The organism is Micromonospora saelicesensis (assembly GCF_900091575.1).
GTDB lineage: Bacteria > Actinomycetota > Actinomycetes > Mycobacteriales > Micromonosporaceae > Micromonospora > Micromonospora saelicesensis.
The window spans coordinates 41,358-63,251 of sequence record NZ_FMCR01000003.1; the positions used below are offsets into that span (position 1 = coordinate 41,358).

At 69.6% G+C, this 21,894-nt stretch carries 12 protein-coding genes; 11 read left to right on the forward strand and 1 reads right to left on the reverse strand.

The window, feature by feature from the left end:
* Window positions 1-224 precede the first annotated feature (224 nt).
* The 6 genes from GA0070561_RS13240 to ispG all read left to right on the forward strand — a co-directional run bounded on the left by GA0070561_RS13240 (window position 225) and on the right by ispG (window position 13,049).
* Window positions 225-8,027 carry a ricin-type beta-trefoil lectin domain protein gene (locus tag GA0070561_RS13240; RefSeq protein ID WP_091400320.1) on the forward strand — a complete coding sequence of 2,601 codons (7,803 nt, stop codon included), beginning with the start codon at window positions 225-227 and terminating at the stop codon, window positions 8,025-8,027.
* Entirely contained in the window at window positions 8,024-8,509 is a 486-nt protein-coding gene (locus tag GA0070561_RS13245) for a hypothetical protein (RefSeq protein WP_141710370.1), read from the forward strand. The genes GA0070561_RS13240 and GA0070561_RS13245 overlap by 4 nt, the downstream gene beginning before the upstream one ends.
* A 220-nt stretch (window positions 8,510-8,729) precedes the next feature.
* A complete protein-coding gene (locus tag GA0070561_RS13250; protein ID WP_091400323.1) occupies window positions 8,730-9,362 on the forward strand; it encodes a Uma2 family endonuclease in 633 nt (210 codons plus the stop codon).
* Window positions 9,363-9,405: 43 nt separating this feature from the next.
* Window positions 9,406-10,617, forward strand: coding sequence for a 1-deoxy-D-xylulose-5-phosphate reductoisomerase (gene dxr, locus GA0070561_RS13255; protein ID WP_091400326.1), 1,212 nt, complete (start codon window positions 9,406-9,408; stop codon window positions 10,615-10,617).
* Complete coding sequence (locus GA0070561_RS13260) at window positions 10,617-11,867, forward strand: M50 family metallopeptidase (protein WP_091400327.1); 1,251 nt, start codon at window positions 10,617-10,619, stop codon at window positions 11,865-11,867. The genes dxr and GA0070561_RS13260 overlap by 1 nt, the downstream gene beginning before the upstream one ends.
* Before the next feature lie 9 nt (window positions 11,868-11,876).
* Complete coding sequence (ispG, locus tag GA0070561_RS13265; RefSeq protein ID WP_091400329.1) at window positions 11,877-13,049, forward strand: flavodoxin-dependent (E)-4-hydroxy-3-methylbut-2-enyl-diphosphate synthase; 1,173 nt, start codon at window positions 11,877-11,879, stop codon at window positions 13,047-13,049.
* A gap of 155 nt (window positions 13,050-13,204) precedes the next feature.
* Here the strand turns inward: ispG and GA0070561_RS13270 are convergent, their stop codons facing one another.
* The gene (locus tag GA0070561_RS13270) at window positions 13,205-13,792 is read right to left on the reverse strand and encodes a PadR family transcriptional regulator (protein WP_091400331.1); all 588 of its coding nucleotides are present in this window, start codon (window positions 13,790-13,792) and stop codon (window positions 13,205-13,207) included.
* A gap of 112 nt (window positions 13,793-13,904) precedes the next feature.
* On the opposite strand from GA0070561_RS13270, the gene GA0070561_RS13275 reads away from it, so the two are divergent.
* The 5 genes from GA0070561_RS13275 to GA0070561_RS13295 all read left to right on the forward strand — a co-directional run bounded on the left by GA0070561_RS13275 (window position 13,905) and on the right by GA0070561_RS13295 (window position 21,847).
* The gene (locus tag GA0070561_RS13275; protein ID WP_091400333.1) at window positions 13,905-15,233 is read left to right on the forward strand and encodes an MFS transporter; all 1,329 of its coding nucleotides are present in this window, start codon (window positions 13,905-13,907) and stop codon (window positions 15,231-15,233) included.
* Window positions 15,163-16,002: a GNAT family N-acetyltransferase gene (locus GA0070561_RS13280; protein ID WP_091400334.1), complete on the forward strand. Its 840-nt coding sequence runs from the start codon at window positions 15,163-15,165 to the stop codon at window positions 16,000-16,002. Before GA0070561_RS13275 ends, GA0070561_RS13280 begins: the two co-directional genes overlap by 71 nt.
* 195 nt (window positions 16,003-16,197) lie before the next feature.
* Window positions 16,198-16,599, forward strand: coding sequence for a peptidase inhibitor family I36 protein (locus GA0070561_RS13285; RefSeq protein WP_091400336.1), 402 nt, complete (start codon window positions 16,198-16,200; stop codon window positions 16,597-16,599).
* 257 nt (window positions 16,600-16,856) lie between these two features.
* On the forward strand, window positions 16,857-18,011 hold the full coding sequence (locus GA0070561_RS13290) for a hypothetical protein (RefSeq protein ID WP_091400337.1): 1,155 nt from the start codon (window positions 16,857-16,859) through the stop codon (window positions 18,009-18,011).
* Between the two features lie 293 nt (window positions 18,012-18,304).
* The gene (locus GA0070561_RS13295) at window positions 18,305-21,847 is read left to right on the forward strand and encodes an ATP-binding cassette domain-containing protein (RefSeq protein WP_091400339.1); all 3,543 of its coding nucleotides are present in this window, start codon (window positions 18,305-18,307) and stop codon (window positions 21,845-21,847) included.
* Window positions 21,848-21,894 lie beyond the last annotated feature (47 nt).

The following is a 21,894-nucleotide window of genomic DNA, read 5'->3' on the forward strand; positions in this document are numbered from 1 at the left end:
CTGGGCCGATTTTCCCGCACGCCCGATTGTTGCCATCCGCAACTAGCTCATCACCAATGGCGGCGTGACCCAGATCACTCGCTGTCGATCCGGTGATGATCGGCTGGCCTTGAGTGATGACTCCGTCTACCGCAGAGTGCTCACGCACGTGCCGATCCGGCACGTGCTTTTCGCGGTCTTCCGCGCCTCCTCGTTCGTTTTGCGCCTGGGTGGAGTCGACACGTATGCGTGGTATCGGGTTGCTGTCCCGGCGGTGGCATGGCCGACGGACCTCGACGGAGCCGCTTCGCCCTCGGGGGCACCGCGCCCGTACGGCGATGGTGCTGTTCCTGTCCACGACACTCGTCGCTACCTCCGCGCCCGCGCCGGCGTGGGCGGTGCCGGGCGCTGGCATGAGCCGCGAGGACACCCAGGTCCAGTTGCCGGACGTCCCGCAGAGCAAGCAGGTCCTGCAGAACCAGGAAGCCGACTCGGACCTGCTCACCGCCGACCAGGTGCCGGTGGTCCCGTACGCGCCCACGTCCGTCGCGCCGTGGCAGCAGGACAGCGGCGCCGTGGACCTGACCGGCGTCGAGGCCGGCGCGACCAAGCAGGTCGACGACCTGCCGGTCGCCCTCGGCGTACCGGCGGGTGCTGACCCGGCTGCTCTCGCCGGGACCTGGACCGTCGATCTCGCCGCACCCGAGGCGTCCCAGGCGGCCAGCGTGTCGGGCCTGATCATGAAGATCACGCCACCGGCCACCGCCGACCCGGCCGCCGAGGTCGCTCTCGACGTCAACTACACGGACTTCGCCGACCTGTACGGCCCGCTGGCGGCCGACCGCTTCGGCGTCATGCTGCTGCCCGACTGCGTCTTCGACGCCCCCGACAGCGGCGACTGCGCCACCGGCGACAGCGGGACGATGTGGGCAACACCCGGTGCGACGAGTGCACAGGCGGTGTCCAGCGAGGTGAAGCTGGTGCCCACCAAGAGGGCGTCGGCGCGCGTCGCGGCCACCGCGGACGAGCCGACGCAGCGGGTCGTCACGGGCAAGGTGCCCGTGGGCGCGTTGCTCGGCGCACAGGGTACGGCGGGTGCACGCGCGGCCGCGGCGGACAGCTCAAGCGTCGTCGGCGTCCTGGACACCGGAGCGTCGGCGGCCGGCGACTTCACCGCCACTCCACTGCTCTCCTCGGGCTCCTGGGCCGCGGGTTCGTCGTCTGGCGCCTTCACCTACTCGTACCAGGTGCAGACTCCCGAGACGGCCGCCGGCCTGATGCCGAAGGTGTCTCTGTCGTACTCCTCCCAGTCGGTGGACGGTCGCACCTCCGCCAGCAACAACCAGTCCTCATGGATCGGTGACGGCTGGGACTACAGCGCGGGGGCGATCACCCGCAGCTACGCCAGCTGCCGCGAGGACTCGAAGAAGCCGGGTGCGAACAACTCCTCGCACCGCACCGCCGACCTCTGCTGGGGCTCGAAGAACGCCACCCTGTCACTTGCCGGCATGACCACCGAGCTGGTCTGGGACGAGGGCAGGGGCGCCTGGTTCACCGCCAACGGCGACGGCTCCAAGGTCCAGTTGGTGCAGGACACCAGCCTGGCGAACGGTGACGCCGACGGCGAGTACTGGATCGTCACGACCCGCGACGGCACCCGGTACCACTTCGGCCGCAACCGTCTTCCGGGCTGGTCCGACCGGGGCAGCGCGGCGGACGACCCGGTCACCAACTCGGTGCTCACCGTGCCGGTGTACGGCAACCACGCGAACGAGCCCTGCTACAAGGCGGGCAACTGGGCCGGCTCGGTCTGCACCGAGGCATGGCGGTGGTCCCTCGACTACGTCGAGGACATCCACGGCAACGCCATGAGCCTGTGGTGGGAACGCGAGACGAACCACTACGCCCGGAACTTCAACTTCAAGGACCCGGTCAGCTACGACCGTGGCGGCTACCTGACCCGCATCGACTACGGGCAGCGCAAGGACAATCTCTTCTCCGAGGCACCGCTGGCGCGAATCGCCTTCAGCGTCGCGGAACGCTGCTTCGCCGAGGGATCCCTCACCTGCACCGACGCCAACTTCGCCAGCACCAACCCCGACAAGTACCGAATCTGGTACGACACTCCGGCGGACCTGCGGTGCGCCGCCGGCCAGAAGTGTTGGAACGCCTCGCCGTCCTTCTTCACCCGCAAGCGGCTCGACAAGATCACCACGTCGGCGCAGCGGACGTCGGCGAAGACTCTCCAGCTCGTGGACGAGTACCAGCTCAAGCAGTCGTTCCCGATCCTCAAGACCGGCCCCAACACCGCGCTCTGGCTGGAGTCCATCACCCGTACCGGACACGGGCGAAGCGGCGACAAGATCGCGCTCAACGCGGTGCGTTTCGAGTCCAACACCGAGGAGATGCCGAACCGCGTCAAGCGGGACAACCGCCCCGGCTTCTCCCGCCTGCGCATCGCCCGGGTCATCAACGAGTACGGCGGCGAGACCGTCGTCAACTACAAGGCGCCGGTGGGTGACTGCAAGAGTGGCACCGGACTGCCCGGCAAGGGCGACACCGCCGAGCTGAAGGCCAACGACCGGCTGTGCTACCCCGCCTTCTGGCACCCGGACCCGGCGGTCGAGGAGATCGACTGGTTCCAGAAGTACGTCGTCGACAGCGTCGAGGAACTCCCCAACCTGGACGGCGCGTACACCACCATCACCGGGTACGCGTACGAGAAGCCGGCATGGCGGCTCGCCGAGCAGGAGTTCACCAAGAAGTCCACCCGCACGTACTCCCAGTTCGCCGGTGTCGAGAAGGTCACCGTCATCACCGGCGCAGACGACCCCGACATCGGCAGCAAGCGGAGCAAGTCCGTCACCCGGTACTTCCGGGGCCTGGGCGACACCGTCTCGGTGAAGGACTCCGCCGGCTCCGAGATCGCCAAGGACCACGAGGCGTTCGCCGGCCGGGTCGCCGAGGAGTTGACGTACGCCGACGCCGCCGACGCCGACGGCGACTGGCTCACCCGCAGCGTGACGTTCCCCGCGGCGCAGGAACTCGCGACGCGCTCACGTGACGACGGCCTGAGCCCCTTGCAGGCATGGCGGGTCACCGAACCCCGGCAGGCTTCGTACACCAGGTCCTCCGGCACCGGTGACGACGCCCGCACCCTGCGCACCGTCGAGACGAAGACCACCCACGAGACGACGCACGGTCTGCCCACGCACATCGAGTCGCTCGGTGACACCGGCAAGACCGGCGACGAGTCCTGCACCTTCGTGGAGTACCTGCACCGCGACGACAAGAACCTCATCGGGTTGACCAAGCAGATCCGCACCAGCCCGACGACGTGCGCCACTGCCAACTTCGACGACCTGAAGACGCTGAGCTCCGCGGGCCGGGTCGCCTACGACGGGCAGGCGTACGACGTCGCGCTCGGCGCCTCGACCCGCGGGCTGGCGAGCCAGACCTGGTCGTTGAAGGGCGACGGTTCCGGGTTCCAGCCCGACGGCACCACGGGCTTCGACGCCATCGGTCGCGTCGTCACCAGCACCGACCCGGACGGCAAGACCTCCAAGATCACCTACACCCCGGCCACCGGCCAGGCCACCAGCGTCACCGAGGAGAACTCGCTCGGGCACAGGCAGGTCCGGGAGTTGGATCCGGGCCGCGCGGTCACGGTCAAGACCACCGACCTGAACGACCGGGTCAGTGAGGCGAAGTACGACGCGCTGGGCCGCCTCGTCGAGGCGTGGGGACCTGGGCGCACCCCGTCGTCCACTGCCGTACCGGACTTCCGGGCCCAGTACACAGTGCCCGCCGGGAAGCCGCCGTACATCACCACCTTCGCCCGGGGGCACGAGAACCGCATCCAGACCTCCGTCGCCATCTACGACGGCCTGGGCCGCGAACGGCAGACCCAGGAGGAGGCCCCCGGCGGCGGCCGGCTGATCACCGACACGCACTACAACAGCTCCGGCGAGGTGTGGCGGACCAACAACGCCTACTTCGCCAAGGGCTCTCCCAACGGCCAGATGTTCACGCCCTACGTGGACCCCAACAACCCGGCGCCCGTACCCAACGCCACCCTCTACACCTACGACGGCCTCGGCCGGGTCACCCAGGAACTGCCGGTACTGGCCGAGGTCGAGCAGCCGGCCCGGGCCACCCGCTACGCGTACGGCGCCGACCACTCCACGGTGATCAACCCGGCGGGTGCGACCTCCTACCGGCTGTTCACCGACGCCCTGGGCCGGACCACCCGGGTCGACACCTTCACCAACAGTGCCCGCACCGAGTTCACCACGATGCGCTACCAGCACGACGCGCGTGGCCAACTCGCGCAGGCCAGCCACTCCGCGAGCCCGACCCGCCCGTGGACCTGGACGTACGACCAGCGCGGCCGGATGGAGACCTCCACCGACCCGGATTCGGGCACCACCCGGATCACGTACGACCACCGGGACCGGCAGCTGACCTCCACCAACGCTCGCGGCATCACCGTCTGGAACGGGTACGACCAGCTGTCCCGGCCGACCCAGCAGCGGCTCGGTAGCAGCACCGGAACGCTCCTGGGCGAGTTCACCTACGACACCGTCGCCGGTGGCAAGGGCCTGCCTGCGAGCGCCACCCGTTACACCGACGGCCTGCCGTACACCCAGACGGTCGGCGGCTACAGCAACGACTACCAGCCGACGTCGACGACGCTCACGCTGCCGCAGACCGTCGCCAACACGTGGGGCCTGCGGACCTCCTACACCTACGAGTACAACTACACCGACACCGGTCTGCCCGAGTCGACCACACTTCCCGCAGTCGGCAGCCTCCCGTCCGAGAAGCTCCTCGTCCGCTACACCAAGGACGGCCTGCCCCTCTCGGTGTCCGGCAAGGACTGGTACGGCGCGGAGACCGTCTACTCGCCGTACGGGCAGGTGTTGCGGTCCACTCTCGGCGCCCAGCCGTACCGGGTGTGGACGATGGCCTCGTACGACGACGCCAGCGGTGCCCTCAACAGCCAGCAGGTCTACCGGGAGCAGACCGGCGACAAGAGCGTCGTCGGCGGGAACCTCGTCTCGAACCGCTCCTACGCCTACGACGACGCGGGCAACATCCTCGCGATCCGCGAGCAGGCGACCGGCATCGAGGAACGGCAGTGCTTCCAGTACGCGCTCGGCCGGGTCAAGACGGCCTGGACCGCCAGCAACCAGGCGCAGTGCTCGCCGGGCCCGGTCAACGCGGACGGCACCCTCAACGTGGCGGCCGGCACTGACAAGTCCGGCTACTGGCAGGAGTACGAGTACGACCTGCTCGGTAACCGCACCAAGCTGGTGGAGAAGGACCTGACCGGCGCCACCGCGAAGGACGCCACCACCTCGTACACCTACGGCAAGGCCGACGGCAGCCAGCCGCGGACCCTCACCAAGGTGACCAAGAACTACGTCACCCCGGCCGGTGCCGCGGTCACCGCGGCGGCCGAGCGGCTGTACGAGCTGACCGGCGAGACGAAGTCCGTCACCTCGATCCAGAACGGCGACCAGCAGACGCTGTCCTGGACCTACGACGGCCAGGTCGACCGGATCGCCGGTGCGGGCACCAAGGGCAAGAGCCCGTACGTCGGTCTGGCCGGCAAGTGCCTCGACCTCACCAACGGACTCGCCACCCCCAACCAGCCCCTCATGCTCTACCCGTGCAACGAGTCGCCCGCGCAGAAGTGGGCCTTCGCTGCCACGCCGAACCAGAGCAACGCCAACCTGGGCACGCTGGCCGCGTACGACAACTGGTGTCTCCAGCCGGCTGCCAACACCGCAGGCTCGGTCCTCGCGGTGCAGGCCTGCAACGGCTCGGCGGGCCAGCAGCTGGAACGCCTGTCGACGGGCCAGCTCAAGCACACCGCGTCCGGGCTGTGCGTCGCCGTCAAGGACGCCGCGACCGCCGATGGCACGCCGATCGTGTTGGCCGCGTGCGCCAATGTGCCCGCCCAGCAGTGGGAGGCGCAGGACGAGACCCGGCACATCTACGGGCCGGGTGGCACCCGTCTCCTGACGATCCAGCAGCGCCAGGCGACCCTCAACCTGGGCGAGGCGCAGCTCACCGTGCAGCAGGGCGGGGTGCAGATCTCCGTCCAACGCTCGTACGCCGCGCCGGGTGGCACCGTGGTCCGCTACGCGAACCGCGCCGTCGCCGGCTCGAACCTGCTGGCCCTCGCCGGCGACCACCAGGGCAGCACGTACGCCGAGATCGGCCTGCACGACGCGGCGATGCCGGTGCGGATCCGCAAGCAGGACCCGTTCGGCAACCAACGTGGCACCACCCCGCTCAGCGTCAACATGCAGAGCAACAAGGGATTCCTCGGCGCGGTCCGCGACGACGCCTCCGGCTACACCCCGCTCGGCGCACGCCTGTACGACCCGACCGTGGGACGGTTCCTGTCCGCGGACCCGGTCCTGGACCTGACCGACCCGGCCCAGTCCAACGGGTACGCGTACGCCCACAACAACCCGGTCACCCACTCGGACCCGTCGGGTCTGTCGGTGGCGCTGACCGCCTCGGAGACGGCGGCGGCACTGGCGGGCGCGGGCCTGTCGGCGGCGATGGTCGCCCAGGCGCAGGCCAACATGGGCCGGTCCCTGATGTCGGTGATCCTCGATTCGGCGTGGTACATGCTGAAGGACTTCATCGGGATCAACGACGCCATCAACTGCTTCGGCGGTGACATGTGGGCGTGCGGCAGCCTGATCATCGGCGCGATCCCCTGGGGCAAGATCGGCAAGATCCCGGCCGTGATCAGAGCGATCGACCGGACGATCGCGGCGATCCAGGCGTGGAAGGCCGCGAAACGGGCGGCCGAGGCTGTCCTGGCGGCTGTTCGAGCGGCGGAGACAGCGGCGCTGAACGCCAAGAAGCTGGCGATCGAACGGGCGAAGAAGGCAGCCCAGGCAGCCAAGAAGAAGGCTGCCGACAAGATCAACACGACCAGTAACAAGGCGACGAACGCCACGAAGAAGACCGGAAACCCGGCCCAGAAGGACGCCCAGGCCAAGAGCAATCCGAAGGGATCCTCTGCCGCGTCGAGCGGCGCCGGTAAGTCCGGTGGCAGCAAGGGTGCCGGCAAGGGCGACTCGAAGCCCGGCGGCTCGTCGGGCGCTTCCGGTCGCAGTAATGGCGGGGCCAGCGGAGGAGGCGGTAGCGGCCGGGCTGACGGCGGCTCGTGCCTCGACAACAGCTTCGTCCCCGGCACGAAGGTCGTGATGGCCGACGGGTCCGATAAGCCGATCGAGGACGTCAAGCCGGGCGACAAGGTCCAGGTCACTGATCCGGAGACGGGTCGGGTCGAGGTGGAGACGGTCACCGCGGCGATCAAGGGCGAGGGTGTCAAGCACCTGGTGAAGGTCACCATCGACACCGACGGTGAGCAGGGTTCGGACACGGCCGAGGTCACGGCGACCGATGGTCACCCGTTCTGGGTCCCGGAGTTGAACGAGTGGGTCGACGCCACCGATCTGCGATCCGGCCAGATGTTGCGGACCAGTGCCGGCACCCTCGTGCAGATCACGGCGATCGAGCGTTGGACCACCCCGTGGGCCACCGTCCACAACCTCACCGTCGCCAACGTCCACACGTACTATGTGCTGGCGGGGGCCACGCCGGTACTCGTACACAACTGCAAAACCGACGCTGGGCTACAAGCAGACGCTGATGCCCTTCACGAGACTGTGCGGACCACCTACGGCGAGCGGGCCTTCAACGGAACGACAGTGGCGGTGGGGCACCTCGATGGCGAACTCGTCTACACAGTGAACAGGAACAAGACAAACCCTGCAATGCGTGCACTGGCAGAGCAGCTCGGGTATCGCCGAGTATCAGGAAAGCAATTTTCGGCAGCCAATCAAACTGACGCTGAACAGATCATGCTCAACGCCGTTGATGCAGGTGCGGTCGGGAGTTCAGGGCGAATCGCAACGTCGAGAATTCCTTGCGGTCCGGCGAGGCAGGACTGTGGGGCAAGGCTATCCCAGCCACAGTATTCAGGTATTTCCGTGGTGGGAAGGTATGGAGGTTGACGATGCTTCTGTGGGACTATGAGATGAGCTCAGCGCGAGGTGTCCTTGAGGGAACGTCGCCCGCTAAGAGGCTCGCATTGGCGGTATCTGCAATCGAATGGACCATCAATACGATGACTCCTCCAATTGAGACAGATCAGGTGCGGGGCTATCTCAGCGTAGTTGTCGACGCTTGTCGTCAGGCGGTTCAGGCCGGGAACACGTGGGTCAGCCTGTCTGATGAGATGTTGGATTCATACGATGAGGTAGACGAGATTGCAGAAGAGCCGGGGACCTCGCACATGCTCTCTGCGGTCTTGGCTTGCTGTGATCCTACTGAAGACTTGAGCGCCGAGAGGGCTTACGGGATTCTGTCTTTCTGTTACGAAGGATCTCTGGATCGTGAGGGTGTGGAGGAGTGGACCCTGGAGGCGGAGAGGGCGAATTCCCGCTGCCGTGCCGTTATCGACTATCAGAAGTCACTGATCGCAACCGTAGAGTAGCGGTATTCGTGCTGGGTGGACCTACTGAATCCTGGGCGGGTTCGTTGCGAGCTTGAAGGAGCGCTATCGGACCGGGGCTGCCGCCTCATCGGCCTATCGGCAGCGGGAGCGCTGCTGGAAGGGATGGCACACGTCGGACTGGGCGTGCGATGACGCACATTTTGGGCTGCGGTGGCTAGGCTGAGCTGAGCAGAATGTCCCGCTGAGGGGATGAGCCCGGATGGCCCAGGCCGCGTTCGCGCCGGAGCCGGCGCCGCAGCACACCGAGCCGTCGTTCGACGTGCTGCGGTGGCACGACGAACCCTGGACTGCGCAGCTCGCCCTCGACCTGTTGCCGGAGACCAACGGCCCCAAGGTTGAGGTCCTGAGCGGAAGCGTGATCGTGACACCACACGGGGGAATCGATCATCAGTCGGTCGAGCGGGAGTTGCCCTACGTGCTGCACCGCGCTGCGCGGAAGGCCGGATTCTGGGTCTATCCGGAGATCAACGTCATCTCCGGGGATGATCTCTTCACCCCGGACATCGTTGTGCTGCGCAAATCAGGTGGTGGCCGCACGACGGTTCCCATCGCCGAGGCGGTGCTGCTGGGGGAGATCGTGTCTCCAGGGAATCGGCGCAAGGACGTGATCGACAGGCCCAGGGAGTACGCCGCTGTCGGAGTGCCGTTCTTCCTCCGGGTGGACCTCCGCAACCGGGTGCCGACCATGGCGCTGTTGGAGCTGGTCGACGGGGAGTACCGGCCGTTGGCCGCCGCTGCGGCAGGGAGCACCTTCGCGATGCGGGAGCCGTTCGAATTCTCCATCGACCCGGCCGAGTTGCTAGACGAGGAGGAGTCGGGCGGGGAAGGCTGAGGCTCCCAGCGGGCGTACAGCGGCAGTGGGGAAGAATGGCCGGGTGACTTCCCCCCGCGACCTTGTTCTGCTCGGGTCCACTGGCTCGATCGGCACCCAGGCCATCGACATCGTCCGGCGCAACCCGGACCGGTTCCGGGTGGTCGCCGTGGGTGCCGGTGGCGGAAACGTCGAACTGCTCGCCGCGCAGGCCCTGGAGCTGGGCGTCGAGGCGGTCGGGGTGGCGAAGGCCTCCGCCGCGCAGGATCTGCAACTCGCGTTCTACGCCGAGGCGAGCCGGCGCGGGTGGGCCACCGGTGACTTCAAGCTTCCCAAGATCGTGGCCGGCCCGGACGCCATGACCGAGCTGGCGCAGTGGCCGTGCGACATCGTGCTCAACGGCGTGGTCGGCTCGCTGGGCCTCGCTCCTACGCTGGCCGCGCTGCGCGGTGGTCGTACTCTCGCGTTGGCCAACAAGGAGTCGCTCGTGGCCGGCGGCCCGCTGGTCAAGGCCGCGGTGACGCGGCCGGGGCAGATCGTTCCGGTCGACTCGGAGCACTCGGCGCTGGCCCAGTGTCTGCGCTCCGGTTCGCGCGGCGAGGTGCGTCGGCTGATCGTCACGGCCAGCGGCGGCCCGTTCCGGGGTCGACGGCGCGACGAGTTGACGCAGGTCACACCCGAGCAGGCGCTCGCGCACCCGACCTGGAACATGGGGCCGGTCGTCACGATCAACTCGGCGACCATGGTCAACAAGGCGCTTGAGGTGATCGAGGCGCACGAGCTGTTCGACGTGCCCTACGCCGACATCGTCGTGATGGTGCACCCCCAGTCGGTGATCCACTCGATGGTCGAGTTCGTCGACGGGTCGACGATCGCCCAGGCCAGCCCACCGGACATGCGGCTGCCGATCGCGCTCGGCATCGGCTGGCCGGACCGGGTGCCCGGGGCCGCCACCGCCGTCGACTGGACGGCCGCGCACACCTGGGAGTTCGCGCCGCTCGACGACGCGGCGTTCCCGGCCGTCGCGCTGGCCAAGGCCGCCGGGGAGGCCGGGCGTAGCCGCCCGGCGATCTACAACGCGGCGAACGAGGAGTGCGTGGCCGCGTTCGTGGCGGGCCGGCTGCCGTTCCTCGGCATCGTCGACACCCTCGAACGCGTGTTGGAGGAGGCTCCGGACTTCGACGAACCAGGTACCGTCGAGGACGTGCTCGCGGCCGAGTCGTGGGCACGCGCGCACGCGCAGGAGATCATCGCGGGTTCGGTGGAAGGAGCTTGATGTCGTACCTGCTCGGGGTGGTCCTCTTCGCCCTGGCCATTCTCATCTCGGTGAGTCTGCACGAGGCGGGGCACCTGCTGACCGCCAAGATGTTCGGGATGAAGGTCACCAAGTACTTCGTCGGTTTCGGCCCCACCATCTGGTCGTTCAAGCGCGGCGAAACCGAGTACGGCGTCAAGGGCATTCCGCTCGGCGGTTTCTGCAAGATCGTCGGGATGACCCCGCAGGACGACGACGTCGAGCCGGGCGACGAGTCGCGGGTGATGTGGCGCTACCCGGTGTGGAAGCGGACGATCGTGATGGCCGCCGGGTCGATCACGCACTTCGCGCTCGCTCTGGTCACCATCTGGATCCTCGCCGTCTCCGCCGGCCTGCCCAACCCCGACTTCCCGACCACCGACGCGCAGGCCCGCCAGGAGCCCGCCGTCATCCAGCTCAGTGAGTGCGTGGTTCCGGAGAACGCGGTGCGGGCGTGCACCCCGGCCGACGCGGCCAGCCCGGCCGCCCAGGCGCAACTGCGCAACCGGGACCGGATCACCTCCGTCAACGGCACCCCGATCAACTCCTACGGCGACCTGCTCACCACGCTGCGCGGGCTCAAGCCGGGCGACACCGCGCAGATCGCGTACGTCCGCGACGGGCAGCCTGGCACCACCAGCACGGTTCTCGCGCAGACCCAGCGTCCGCCGCTGAACGACCCCAAGGGTGCCGCCGCGCCGGTGGCCGCGCTCGGCGTCGGGCTCGTCCCCAGCACGCCCACCCGCGTGACGTACGGCCCGGTCGGCGCCTTCGGCGCCACCGCCGACTTCACCGGTCAGCTGGCCGTCGGCACCGCCCAGGCGCTCCAGCGCCTCCCGCAGAAGGTCCCCGCCCTGTGGACCGCCCTCACCGGCGGCGAGCGGGACGTCGACACCCCGATCAGTGTGGTCGGCGCCAGCCGACTCGGCGGCGAGGCGGTGGAGAACAACGCCTGGCTGGTCTTCTTCATGCTCTTCGTGTCGCTGAACTTCTTCATCGGCGTGTTCAACCTGCTGCCGCTGCTCCCGGTGGACGGCGGCCACATCGCCATCGCCTGGTTCGAACGGGCCCGCTCCTGGGTCTACGGGCGGATCGGCCGGGCCGACCCCGGCCGGGTGGACTACCTCAAACTGATGCCCTTCACGTACGTGGTGATCCTGATCGGTGGCGCGTTCACGCTGCTGACCATCGCCGCGGACGTCGTCAACCCCATCACGCTCTTCTCAAGGTGAGTGCCTGAAGTGACCGCAATCAGTCTCGGTATGCCCGCCGTGCCGCCCCCGCCGCTCGCTCCCCGTCGGGCCAGCCGCCAGATCATGGTCGGTTCGGTTCCGGTCGGTGGTGGTGCGCCGGTCTCCGTGCAGTCGATGACCACGACCCTCACCTCCGACATCAACGCGACCCTTCAGCAGATCGCCGAGCTGACCGCGTCCGGCTGCCAGATCGTCCGGGTGGCGGTGCCGTCCCAGGACGACGTCGAGGCGCTGCCCGCGATCGCCAAGAAGTCCCAGATCCCGGTGATCGCCGACATCCACTTCCAGCCCAAGTACGTCTTCGCGGCGATCGACGCCGGCTGCGCGGCGGTCCGGGTCAACCCGGGCAACATCCGGCAGTTCGACGACAAGGTCAAGGAGATCGCTCGTGCCGCGGGGGCGGCGGGGGTGCCGATCCGGATCGGCGTCAACGCCGGGTCGCTGGACAAGCGCCTGCTGAGCAAGTACGGCAAGGCCACCGCCGAAGCGCTGGTCGAGTCGGCGCTGTGGGAGTGCTCGCTGTTCGAGGAGCACGGCTTCCGCGACATCAAGATCTCGGTCAAGCACAACGACCCGGTCGTGATGATCCGGGCGTACCGGCAGCTCGCCGAGCAGTGCGACTACCCGCTGCACCTCGGCGTCACCGAGGCCGGGCCGGCGTTCCAGGGCACCATCAAGTCGGCGGTCGCCTTCGGCGCACTGCTGGCCGAGGGGATCGGCGACACGATCCGGGTGTCGCTGTCCGCCCCGCCGGTCGAGGAGATCAAGGTCGGCAACCAGATCCTGGAGTCCCTCGGTCTGCGCGAGCGGGGCCTGGAGATCGTCTCGTGCCCGTCCTGCGGCCGGGCCCAGGTGGACGTCTACAAGCTCGCCGAGGAGGTCACCGCCGGCCTGGAAGGGCTGCCGGTGCCGCTGCGGGTCGCCGTCATGGGCTGCGTGGTCAACGGTCCGGGCGAGGCCCGGGAAGCCGACCTCGGTGTCGCCTCCGGCAACGGCAAGGGCCAGATCTTCGTCAAGGGCAAGGTCGTCAAGACGGTGCCCGAGGCGCAGATCGTGGAGACGCTGATCGAGGAGGCGCTGCGGATCGCCGACGAGATGGGCGCCGAGCTCCCCGAGGAGCTGCGCGGGCTGGTCACCGGCCCGACCGTCACCGTGCACTGATTTTCCATTCGGAAAAAGCGGCCGTTCCCCGTGCGGGGAACGGCCGCTTTTCGTTCGTGCTGATCCTGCGCTCTCGCGCTGTGCTGCCCGTGCCATGCCCGTGCAGGGCCGTGCCTTGCTGTGCTGTGCCTTGCTGGGCGTGGTGCGGCCTGGCGTCACTCGGATTCGGCGAGGATCGCGTACAGCTTGCGTCGGGTCTCGTCGAGCACCTGGGCGGCCCGCTCACGCTGGTCGTCGGTGCCGTTCATCATCACCTGACGCAGCGCGTTCATCGCCTGCGCGCCGGAGTCACGGATGTCGTGCCAGCTGCTCACCGTGCCCTGGGCGACGTCCGCCCACGGCGGGGTCTGCGCGGCCTCGGTCGCCTCCGCCTGACCGGCCTCGGTGACCGTGAACCGCTTCCGCCCACCACCGGACTCCTCGGTGCTGGCGACGATCACGCCCTCGTCCTCCAGTAGCTGGAGGGTGGGGTAGATCGAGCCGGGGCTCGGCCGCCACGCACCGCCGGTGCGGGAGTCGATCTCCTGGATCATCTCGTAGCCGTGCATCGGCCGCTCGGTGAGCAGGGCCAACACGGAGGCTCGGACGTTGGGGCGTCGGCCCCGACCCCGTCCACGGCCCCGGCCGCCCCAGGGGCCGCCGTGTCCGTGCTCGTGGCCGTGCGGCCCGGGCGGGACCGGCGGGAAGCCGAACCCGCGCATCCGGGCTTCGTGCATCGGGTGGTGCTGTCGGTGGAACCTCATCGGGTTCTTCCTTCCGTAGGACTATCGCTGATGCATCAACGATATATCGGCAATGCATCGTCGACAACCCTGATCTACCAAACCGTACGTACGTCTTGTTAGGGTATCGGTCATGCGCCTGCTTCCCCCGCCGGGTCCGGCCCGGGTCCTCACCCTCGGCACGCTGGTCAAGACCGTCGGGCGGGGCCTCTGGCTCGTCGCCAGCGCGCTCTTCCTCACCCGTTCGGTCGGCCTGTCGGCCACCCAGGTGGGCATCGGGTTGACCATCTCTGCCCTGGTCGGTGTCCTGGCCAGTGCCCCGAGCGGCTACCTGGCCGATCGCGTCGGCCCACGCGGTGTGCAGGTCGGCGCGCTGTTCGTCGCCGGCACGCTGACAATCGGCCTGATCGCCGTCCGGTCGTTCCCCACGTTCGTGCTGGTGGGAGCGGCGACCGCGCTCGCCGACGCGGTCGAGCGCGGTGCCCGCGGCGCGCTGATCGCCGGAGCGATCCCGGCCGACCAGCGGGTCCGCACCCGCGCCTACCTCCGAGCCACCACCAACGTCGGGATCTCCGTCGGCGCCGTCCTCGGCGGCTTCGCCATCGCCGCCGACACCCGAACCGGCTACGTCGCGCTGATCCTGGCCTCGGCGGCGACATCACTGGCCGCAGCGGTGGTCTTCCTTCGACTGCCCGCCGTCGCCCCGGTCGCCGCCCCGACGCACGGCCCTCGGCTGGTCGCTCTACGGGACCGCCCGTTCCTCGCCTTCACAGTGGTCGACGGCCTGATGTCGATGCACTTCAGCCTGCTCACCATCGCGCTGCCGCTGTGGATCGCCGGCCACACCCGGGCCCCCGCCTGGATGATCTCCGCGTTGACGCTGGTCAACACCGTCATGGTCGTGCTCCTTCAGGTACGCGCCGCGGGCACCGCCGCCACCTTGCCCGGAGCCGCCCGCGCCGCCCGTCGAGCGGGCGTGGCCATCGCCCTGGCCTGCGTACTCTTCGCCGCCAGCGGCGCGGTGCCCGCCGCCGGCGCGGTGGGCCTGCTCGGCCTCGGGTCACTCGCGCACGTCACCGGGGAGCTGTGGCACTCCGCCGCCGGCTGGGGGATCTCCTTCGGGCTGGCACCAGCGGACGCCCAGGGGCAGTACCAGGGGACTTACGGCATGGGCTACGAACTGGGCAAGATGCTCGCACCGGTCGTGGTGACCAGCCTTGCACTCGGCTGGGGCGTACCTGGTTGGCTCGTACTCGGTGCCCTGTTTCTCCTGCTCGGTGCCCTGGTTCCCCCGGTCGTCCGGTGGGCCGGACGGACCCGGCCCGCAGAACCGGTGCCGGCCTCGTCACTCGACCGGCGGAGCGGGGGGTCGATCTGGCAGGCTGATAGTCGTGCTGACGGTGCCGGTACGCCAACTGGGGGAATCGGAGCGCCGCGCGGTCGAGCGACTGCTCGACCATGACCCGTTCGCGGGCGCGCAGGTCGCCGAGCGGATCGCCGCGCGCGGACTCTCCTGGTGGCGGGCCGAAGGCAGAATCCTGGGGTACGGGGCCCGCCGCAACCTCGAATCACTCTGCTGGCTCGGCGGCAACCTGACCCCGGTGCTGGCCAGTGACGCCGCGGTGGCTGCCTTCGCCGACCTGCTCGCGGGCGAGGAGCGGCTCTGCTCCTCGATCGTCGGCCGCGCCGATGCCGTCCTCGGGCTGTGGGACCGCCTCTCCGACACGTGGGGGCCAGCGCGAGACGTCCGCCCCAATCAGCCACTGCTGGTCACCGACACGCTGCCGCCCGTACCGGCCGATCCGGAGGTACGCCAGGTTCGCTCCGGCGAGGTCGACCGGCTCTTCCCGGCGGCAGTCGCCATGTACACCGAAGAGGTCGGCGTCTCCCCACTTGCCGAGGACGGCGGCCGCAGCTACCGCCGGCGGGTCAACGACCTGGTCCGGACCGGTCGCGCGTACGCCCGCGTCATCGACGGCAAGGTCGTGTTCAAGGCCGAGCTGGCCGTGGTGACCAAGCGGACGGCCCAGATCCAGGGCGTCTGGGTCGCACCGGAGTGGCGAGGCAGGGGGATCGCCACCGCCGCCATGGCAGCCGTGGTCCGCGACGCGCTGCTGCGGGTCGCCCCCACCGTCAGCCTGTACGTCAACGATTTCAACCTCCCGGCCCGCCGTGTCTACGAGCGCTGCGGCTTCCAGCCGATCGGCACCCTGGCCACCGTCCTCTTCTGACCGGTTGCGGGTTGGCTCACGGCCCGTGGAAGTTGCAGGATTAGTTCCCGCCAATTGTTGCCCCGGTTGCCATCGAAGATTATGGTTCGATAACGGGGTGTGATCCTGAGCGGGGGAACGTTCTTGGGGATCACTCGCGAGGCTTGCTGCCCGCTTGGCCGTCATGCCCCTTCGCCTATCGTGGGAGGGAAAAGTATGACCAAGAAACTGTTCGCCACGCTCGCGGTCGCAGCCACCGCCTCGTTCACGCTGGCTGTTCCGGCGGCCGCTCAAGCCGACGGCAACTCGGCGCTGGCCCGATGTAGCTCGGGACGATTCTGCAACTGGACGGGCGCGAACTTCTCCGGTTCCCTGATCCAGAACATCTCGCCCACGGGCACGTCCGTCTGGTGCGTCAACATGCCGACCGGGACGCGATCGATGAGCAACGGCACCAACCTGACCCTCAGTGCCAACCAGAACCGCTGTGAGAACGCTGGCGGGTCGGCGACGGCGGTCAGCCCCGGTCAGGACAGGGGATCGTTCTCCTTCGTGGTCAACTCCGTGTCCTACTGCGGGGTCTGCCGCCAAAACCACGCCGCCACCTCGGCGGGCTAATTAATTCTGACCGGCTGCTTCATCAGCCAATTCGGAGTCGTTCGCTGGCCCTGGCATTCGGTGGCCGGCGAACGACTCCGAGCCGCTCAATCGCGAATGGTGCCTTTAACGTCGCCCCGTGCGCGAAGCAGTCCACGACGCCACGACCCGATGCTTTTCACGCCCGCCCAATGGACGTTAAGTAAGAGCATCCGTACTGTGTGAGGGGTGTTGAGTAGACCGCTCGGCAGACCGCAGCACCCGGCAGGAACAGGCGGATGAGCATCTCCTGGTCCACCATCGGTCACACGGTGCGCCTGACCGTCACGGGGGCGCGTCGGTGGCTTGCGCTTCCCGACCGCCGTCCCGTCACGGTGGCCGCCGTGGTGCTCATCGCGCTGCTGGTAGGGGCCTTCGGTGCCGCAGCCGGCTCATGGCTGAGTACGCGTGCCGTGGCCGACCTGCCCAGCGAGGCAACGCTGGCCGACCTCAGCCGGCGGGCCACCGGCGTCGACGAGGCGCCGGTCGTTTCGCGTGAGACGTCCCCTCGGACGGCGGCAAGATTCGCTGCCGACACCACGCTGGCCACCGGTTGGGATTCCGCCCAGGCCCGGCAGCGCTACGCCGCGGCCGGCTGGTCAGTCTCCCCGTTGACGGTCACCGACGACCAGGCGAGCGTGCTGTATCCCGGTGACAAGGCCGTCAGCTACCTTCCAAGCCGATACGCCCGCTTCACCGCCGAGTCGCGCGGGTTGGTCATCGAGGTCAGCGGCGGGTTCGTCGGTGCGGACGGCGTCGTGAGGCTGGCCGGTTGGGCCGCCGATTCGCCAGTGGTGCCGGCCCTGACAATCGCCGGCGCGGCCCTCGGGCTGATCACCGGATGGCTGTTGGCCGTGACGACGATGCGACGAGTCCGCCCAACGCACCCCGCGCACCGGGCCACCGTGAGCGCGTTGACGGCCACCGCCCTGCTCGTGCTGGCGGCACCTGCCATCGCTCTGTACGGCAACCTCGTACGCACGTTACGCCCACACGTCGACACCAGCGGCCCGGCCGCCACCGTGCACAGCGCCCTCACTCCCGACCCCTACTGGTCAGCCGCTCCCGCCTGGCTGCTCCCGGGCCTCACCGTCGCTGGCGGCCTGATCGCCGTCATCACGCTGGTTCTCGCTGCCTCGACACGGCTGAGTCGCGTCGGCACGGTCGACAGCCCGGCTGGTGTCGGCGACTGGGAAGCCGCGGCCAGCACAGTCGAGGCGTCGATCGAGGCGGCACGAGTCGACCGCGACGCGGCGCAGCGGCTGCTGTTCCTCTCCGCATACCCGGACTGGACACCGGGCTCCCTGGACCGGATGCGCGAACGGCTGATCAACGCCGGCGTGCCCGCAGACTTCCTGACGACGTCGAACCAGTCCAGGCCGGATCGGCCCTGACCCGTCGTCGGCGACGGCGGAGGATCCATGTGCTGGCCGAACCACTGGCCGGACTGATCCACTCTGCTTCAGTGATATCGCGGTCTCCGGGGCGGTCTGACACCCCCACCTCAGGAAAACCGAGTCGATCGTCATCATGCCGCCGGGCCGGGCCGTGCGTCACGTGGTGGTCGACGTGGCCACCGGATTGTGGAATGGGCGGACGCCCAGCTCAGAGGCCGGAAAATCGGTTGAGTTGACGGGTTGGTGCCGGCAGGCTGAGGTCTCCGCCACCCACGTCCCGGAGGACTTTCATGCGCCTGCTCCGTGATCTGTGGGGCACTTCGACCCGTCGTGTGACGATCGTGGCCGTCCTGATCGTGCTGGGCGCTGCGGGGCAGGCGGGTGCGTCGGCGCTGGCCGGCGCGGTGCTGGTGCACCGTTCGGCTGGCTTCTTCGCCGTACTGGCCGCAGCCCTGGTTGCCGTGGTCCTCAGCGACCTCGCGGTGAGTCTGCTGATGGCCGGCCTGACCGCGGACTGGTCCGCCGACGTGCGTCGCCGGCTCTGCCGCGTCGCTCTCGGGCAGGACCTGCCCACCCTGGAGACCACTCCGGTGGGCGAGTTGCTGGACCGGATCGACGGGGACGTCTATCAGGTGGCATCGGCAATTCGTAACCAGGGCACCCGGCTCGCCCAGGGCCTCTGCGTCGGTCTGTTGTCGATGGTCGTGGCGGTGTTCGTGTGGTGGCCGGCCGGGATCGCGATGCTGCTGCTCACCGTGGTGCTCGCGGTCGGCCTGCGCCGACCCACGGCGCGGATCGGCCCGGCCCGGATGGCCGAGGAGGAGGCGTGGTCCGACCTGGCCGCCGTGATGGAGGAGGCGGTGCACGGCCAGGACGACGTACGCACGAGTCTGGCGCGGCCGTACGTGCTGCGGTTGTACGCCCGGCGGGCCTCCGCCGTGCTGTCCCGTGGCCTGGTGGTCTGGGTGCTGTCCGCCCGGGTGGCGACGGTGGCCACCGCGACGATCCGGGCAGGCATCGGCGCTGTGGTGCTCGGCGGTGCCTGGGCGTTGGCCACCGGTCGGATCGACGCCGCCCGGCTGACCGCCATCTGGCTGCTCGCCCTGGCCTTCGGGGCGACCGCGGAACACGTCAGCCGGATGGTGCCGGAGATCCAGGAGGCGCTCGGCGCGTGGGCGCGGGTGCAGTTGCTCTACAAGGCCCGGCAGGAGCCGGTCGGCGGGGCCAGCCCGAGCGAGGGTGACCTGCGCATTCGGGACCTGACATTCGGGTACGGGGAGAGTGACCGGGGGGCCGCGCTGCGCGGGCTCAGCCTCACCTTCGCGCGCGGTCGTTCGTACGCGCTGATCGGGCGGACCGGTTCGGGCAAGTCGACGCTGGCGAAGGTGCTCACCCGGGCGGTCGACGTGCCGCCGGGCACTGTCTTCCTCGGCGGCACCGACCTGTGCGACCTCGACGTCGAGCAGCTGCGCCGCTGGGTGGCGTTGGTGCCGCAGCGCACCGAGATCCTGGCCGGCACGCTCGCCGAGAACGTGGCGCTCTTCGACCCGGAGTTGCTCGACGCGGCGGCTCGGGCGCTCGACGAGCTGGGCCTGGCCGGCTGGATCGCCGAGCTGCCGGACGGGTTGACGACCCGGCTGGGGGAGGGCGGGCACGTGCTCTCCGCCGGTCAGGAGCAGTTGGTGGCGTTCGCCCGGATCCTGGTCCGGGAGCCGCACGTGGTGATCCTCGACGAGGCCACCGCTCGGCTGGACCCGGTCACCGAGGCGCGGGTGCAGCGGGCCACCGAACGCCTGTTGCGCGACCGGATCGGCATCGTCATCGCGCACCGACTCTCCTCGGTGCGCCGCTGTGACGAGGTGGTCGTCCTGGCCGACGGTGCGGTGGTCGAGGCCGGTCCGCTGGAGTCGTCAACGCGCTTCGCCGAACTGTTGGCGACCAGCCACGCTGCCGCGTACGCGACGGTGGCGCCGGCCGGTCGCACCGGCGTCGGCACCGACCTGCTGGTCGGGCCCGGCCCGGCCGACCCCTGGCCGAGCGAGCCGGCACCCGCGCGGGGCGAGCCGAATGGGCAGACCGCGCGGGCGACACCGCCGGACGGCACGCAGGGTGCGGTCGGGCCGACCCGGGCCGACCCGCCGCCGCTGCCGCCGGTGCCGCCGGCCCGGACGCTGCGGGAGATCTTCCGACTCTGCACCAACGATCCCCGGTACGGTGCGGCCGCGATCGTGCTGTTCCTCGGGCTCAGCCTGCTCGGGCTGGACGGCCCGGTGCTGCCCTGGCTCTGGGCGGACCTGGTCGACGGGACGGGCAACCCGTACCTGCCGGCGGTGGGGATCGTCGCCGGTTTGCTGATCACCCTGCCGCTGCCGTTCTACACCCACGTCTGGTTCCCGCAGTGGTGGGTGCGGCAGATGCTGCGGATCGGCCTTCGCCTGGTGCACGGCCAGACCGGGCCGCGCCGGGTCAGCTCACACACCCCCGCCGAGGTGGTGGCGCAGGGCGGGGACACCGAACGGGTGGTCCAGCTCGCCGACAACGTGCTGGACCAGACCGTCGCGCTGGTGCTCGTGGTCGCCATGACGGCGGTCACCGGCAGCGTCGTACCCGGGCTGTTCTTCCTCGGCACGATGGTCGTCTCCGGGCTGGCCGCGACGTTGTTCGGGCCGAAGCTGGAGCATGCGGCCCGGGCGACGGTGGCGGCGCGGGCCTCCTTCGCCACGGCGCTGGTCTCCGTGCTGTCCGCGGCGCGGACGGTGAAGCTCGCCGGCGCGACCACTGCGGTGCTGCGCCACCTGGCGGGCCTGGACGTGCTGCGCAGCGACCGGCAGCGGCGGGAGATCTCGGTCCAGGTGTGGGCGCGCTCCACACCGTCGATGGCCAGTGGGCTGTTGCCGATCGGCGCCTGGGCGCTCTACCTGAACGGCTCGCTCTCCGCCGGGGCGGTGCTGGTGGCCGTCTCCACCCTGGGCGCGGCCCGCTGGTTCGCCTGGACGACGGCGTCGTTGATCTCGCAGCTGCCCTCGGCGCGGGTCTGGACCCGGCGCACGGCGGCGATGACCGGGGTGAGCGCGTACTCCGCGGGGGTGCCGGAGGTCGACCTGACCGCCGGGACGGCGCCCGCGCCGACCATGCCGCCCCGGCATCCGCTGCGGCGGCTGGAACTGCGCGGCTTCGGGGTGGTGCACTCCGACGGCACGGTGGCCGTCCGGGACGTGGACCTGACCGTGCAGCGGGGGCAGTTGGTGCTTGTCGTCGGGCCGGTGGGGTCGGGCAAGTCCTCGCTGCTGCGCGGGCTGGCCGGGATCGTGCACCACACCGGCGAACTGGCCTGGAACGGTGACCCGGTCACCGAGCCGGAGCTGTTCCTGCGTCCCAACCAGGTCGGCTACGTCGGTCAGTTGCCCCGGGTGCTCTCCGGCACGGTGGCCGACAACATCGCCCTCGGGCACCAGGTGGACGCGGCGGGGGCGGTCAGCACCGCCCAGCTCGACCATGACCTGGCCGCCGCCGGTGGTGGGCTGGGCCTGCTCATCGGGCACAAGGGCACCCGGCTCTCCGGCGGGCAGTTGCAGCGGTTGGCGCTGGCCCGGGCGCTGGCCCCGCGTACCGAACTGCTGGTCGCCGACGACGTGTCGTCGGCGCTGGACGTCACCACCGAGCTGGCGCTGTGGCAGGCGTTGCGCGGCCACGGGGTGACAGTTGTCGGCTCGACCGCGAAGCGCGCCGCGTTGGTCCGGGCCGACCACGTGGTGGTGCTGCTCGGCGGCACGGTGGCCGCCCAGGGCACCTGGCAGGACCTGGAAGGCGACTGGTCCCACCTGGCCGGCTGACCGACGGTCGGGCGGCCACTCACGCGGCGGCCGCCCGACCGGTCGGG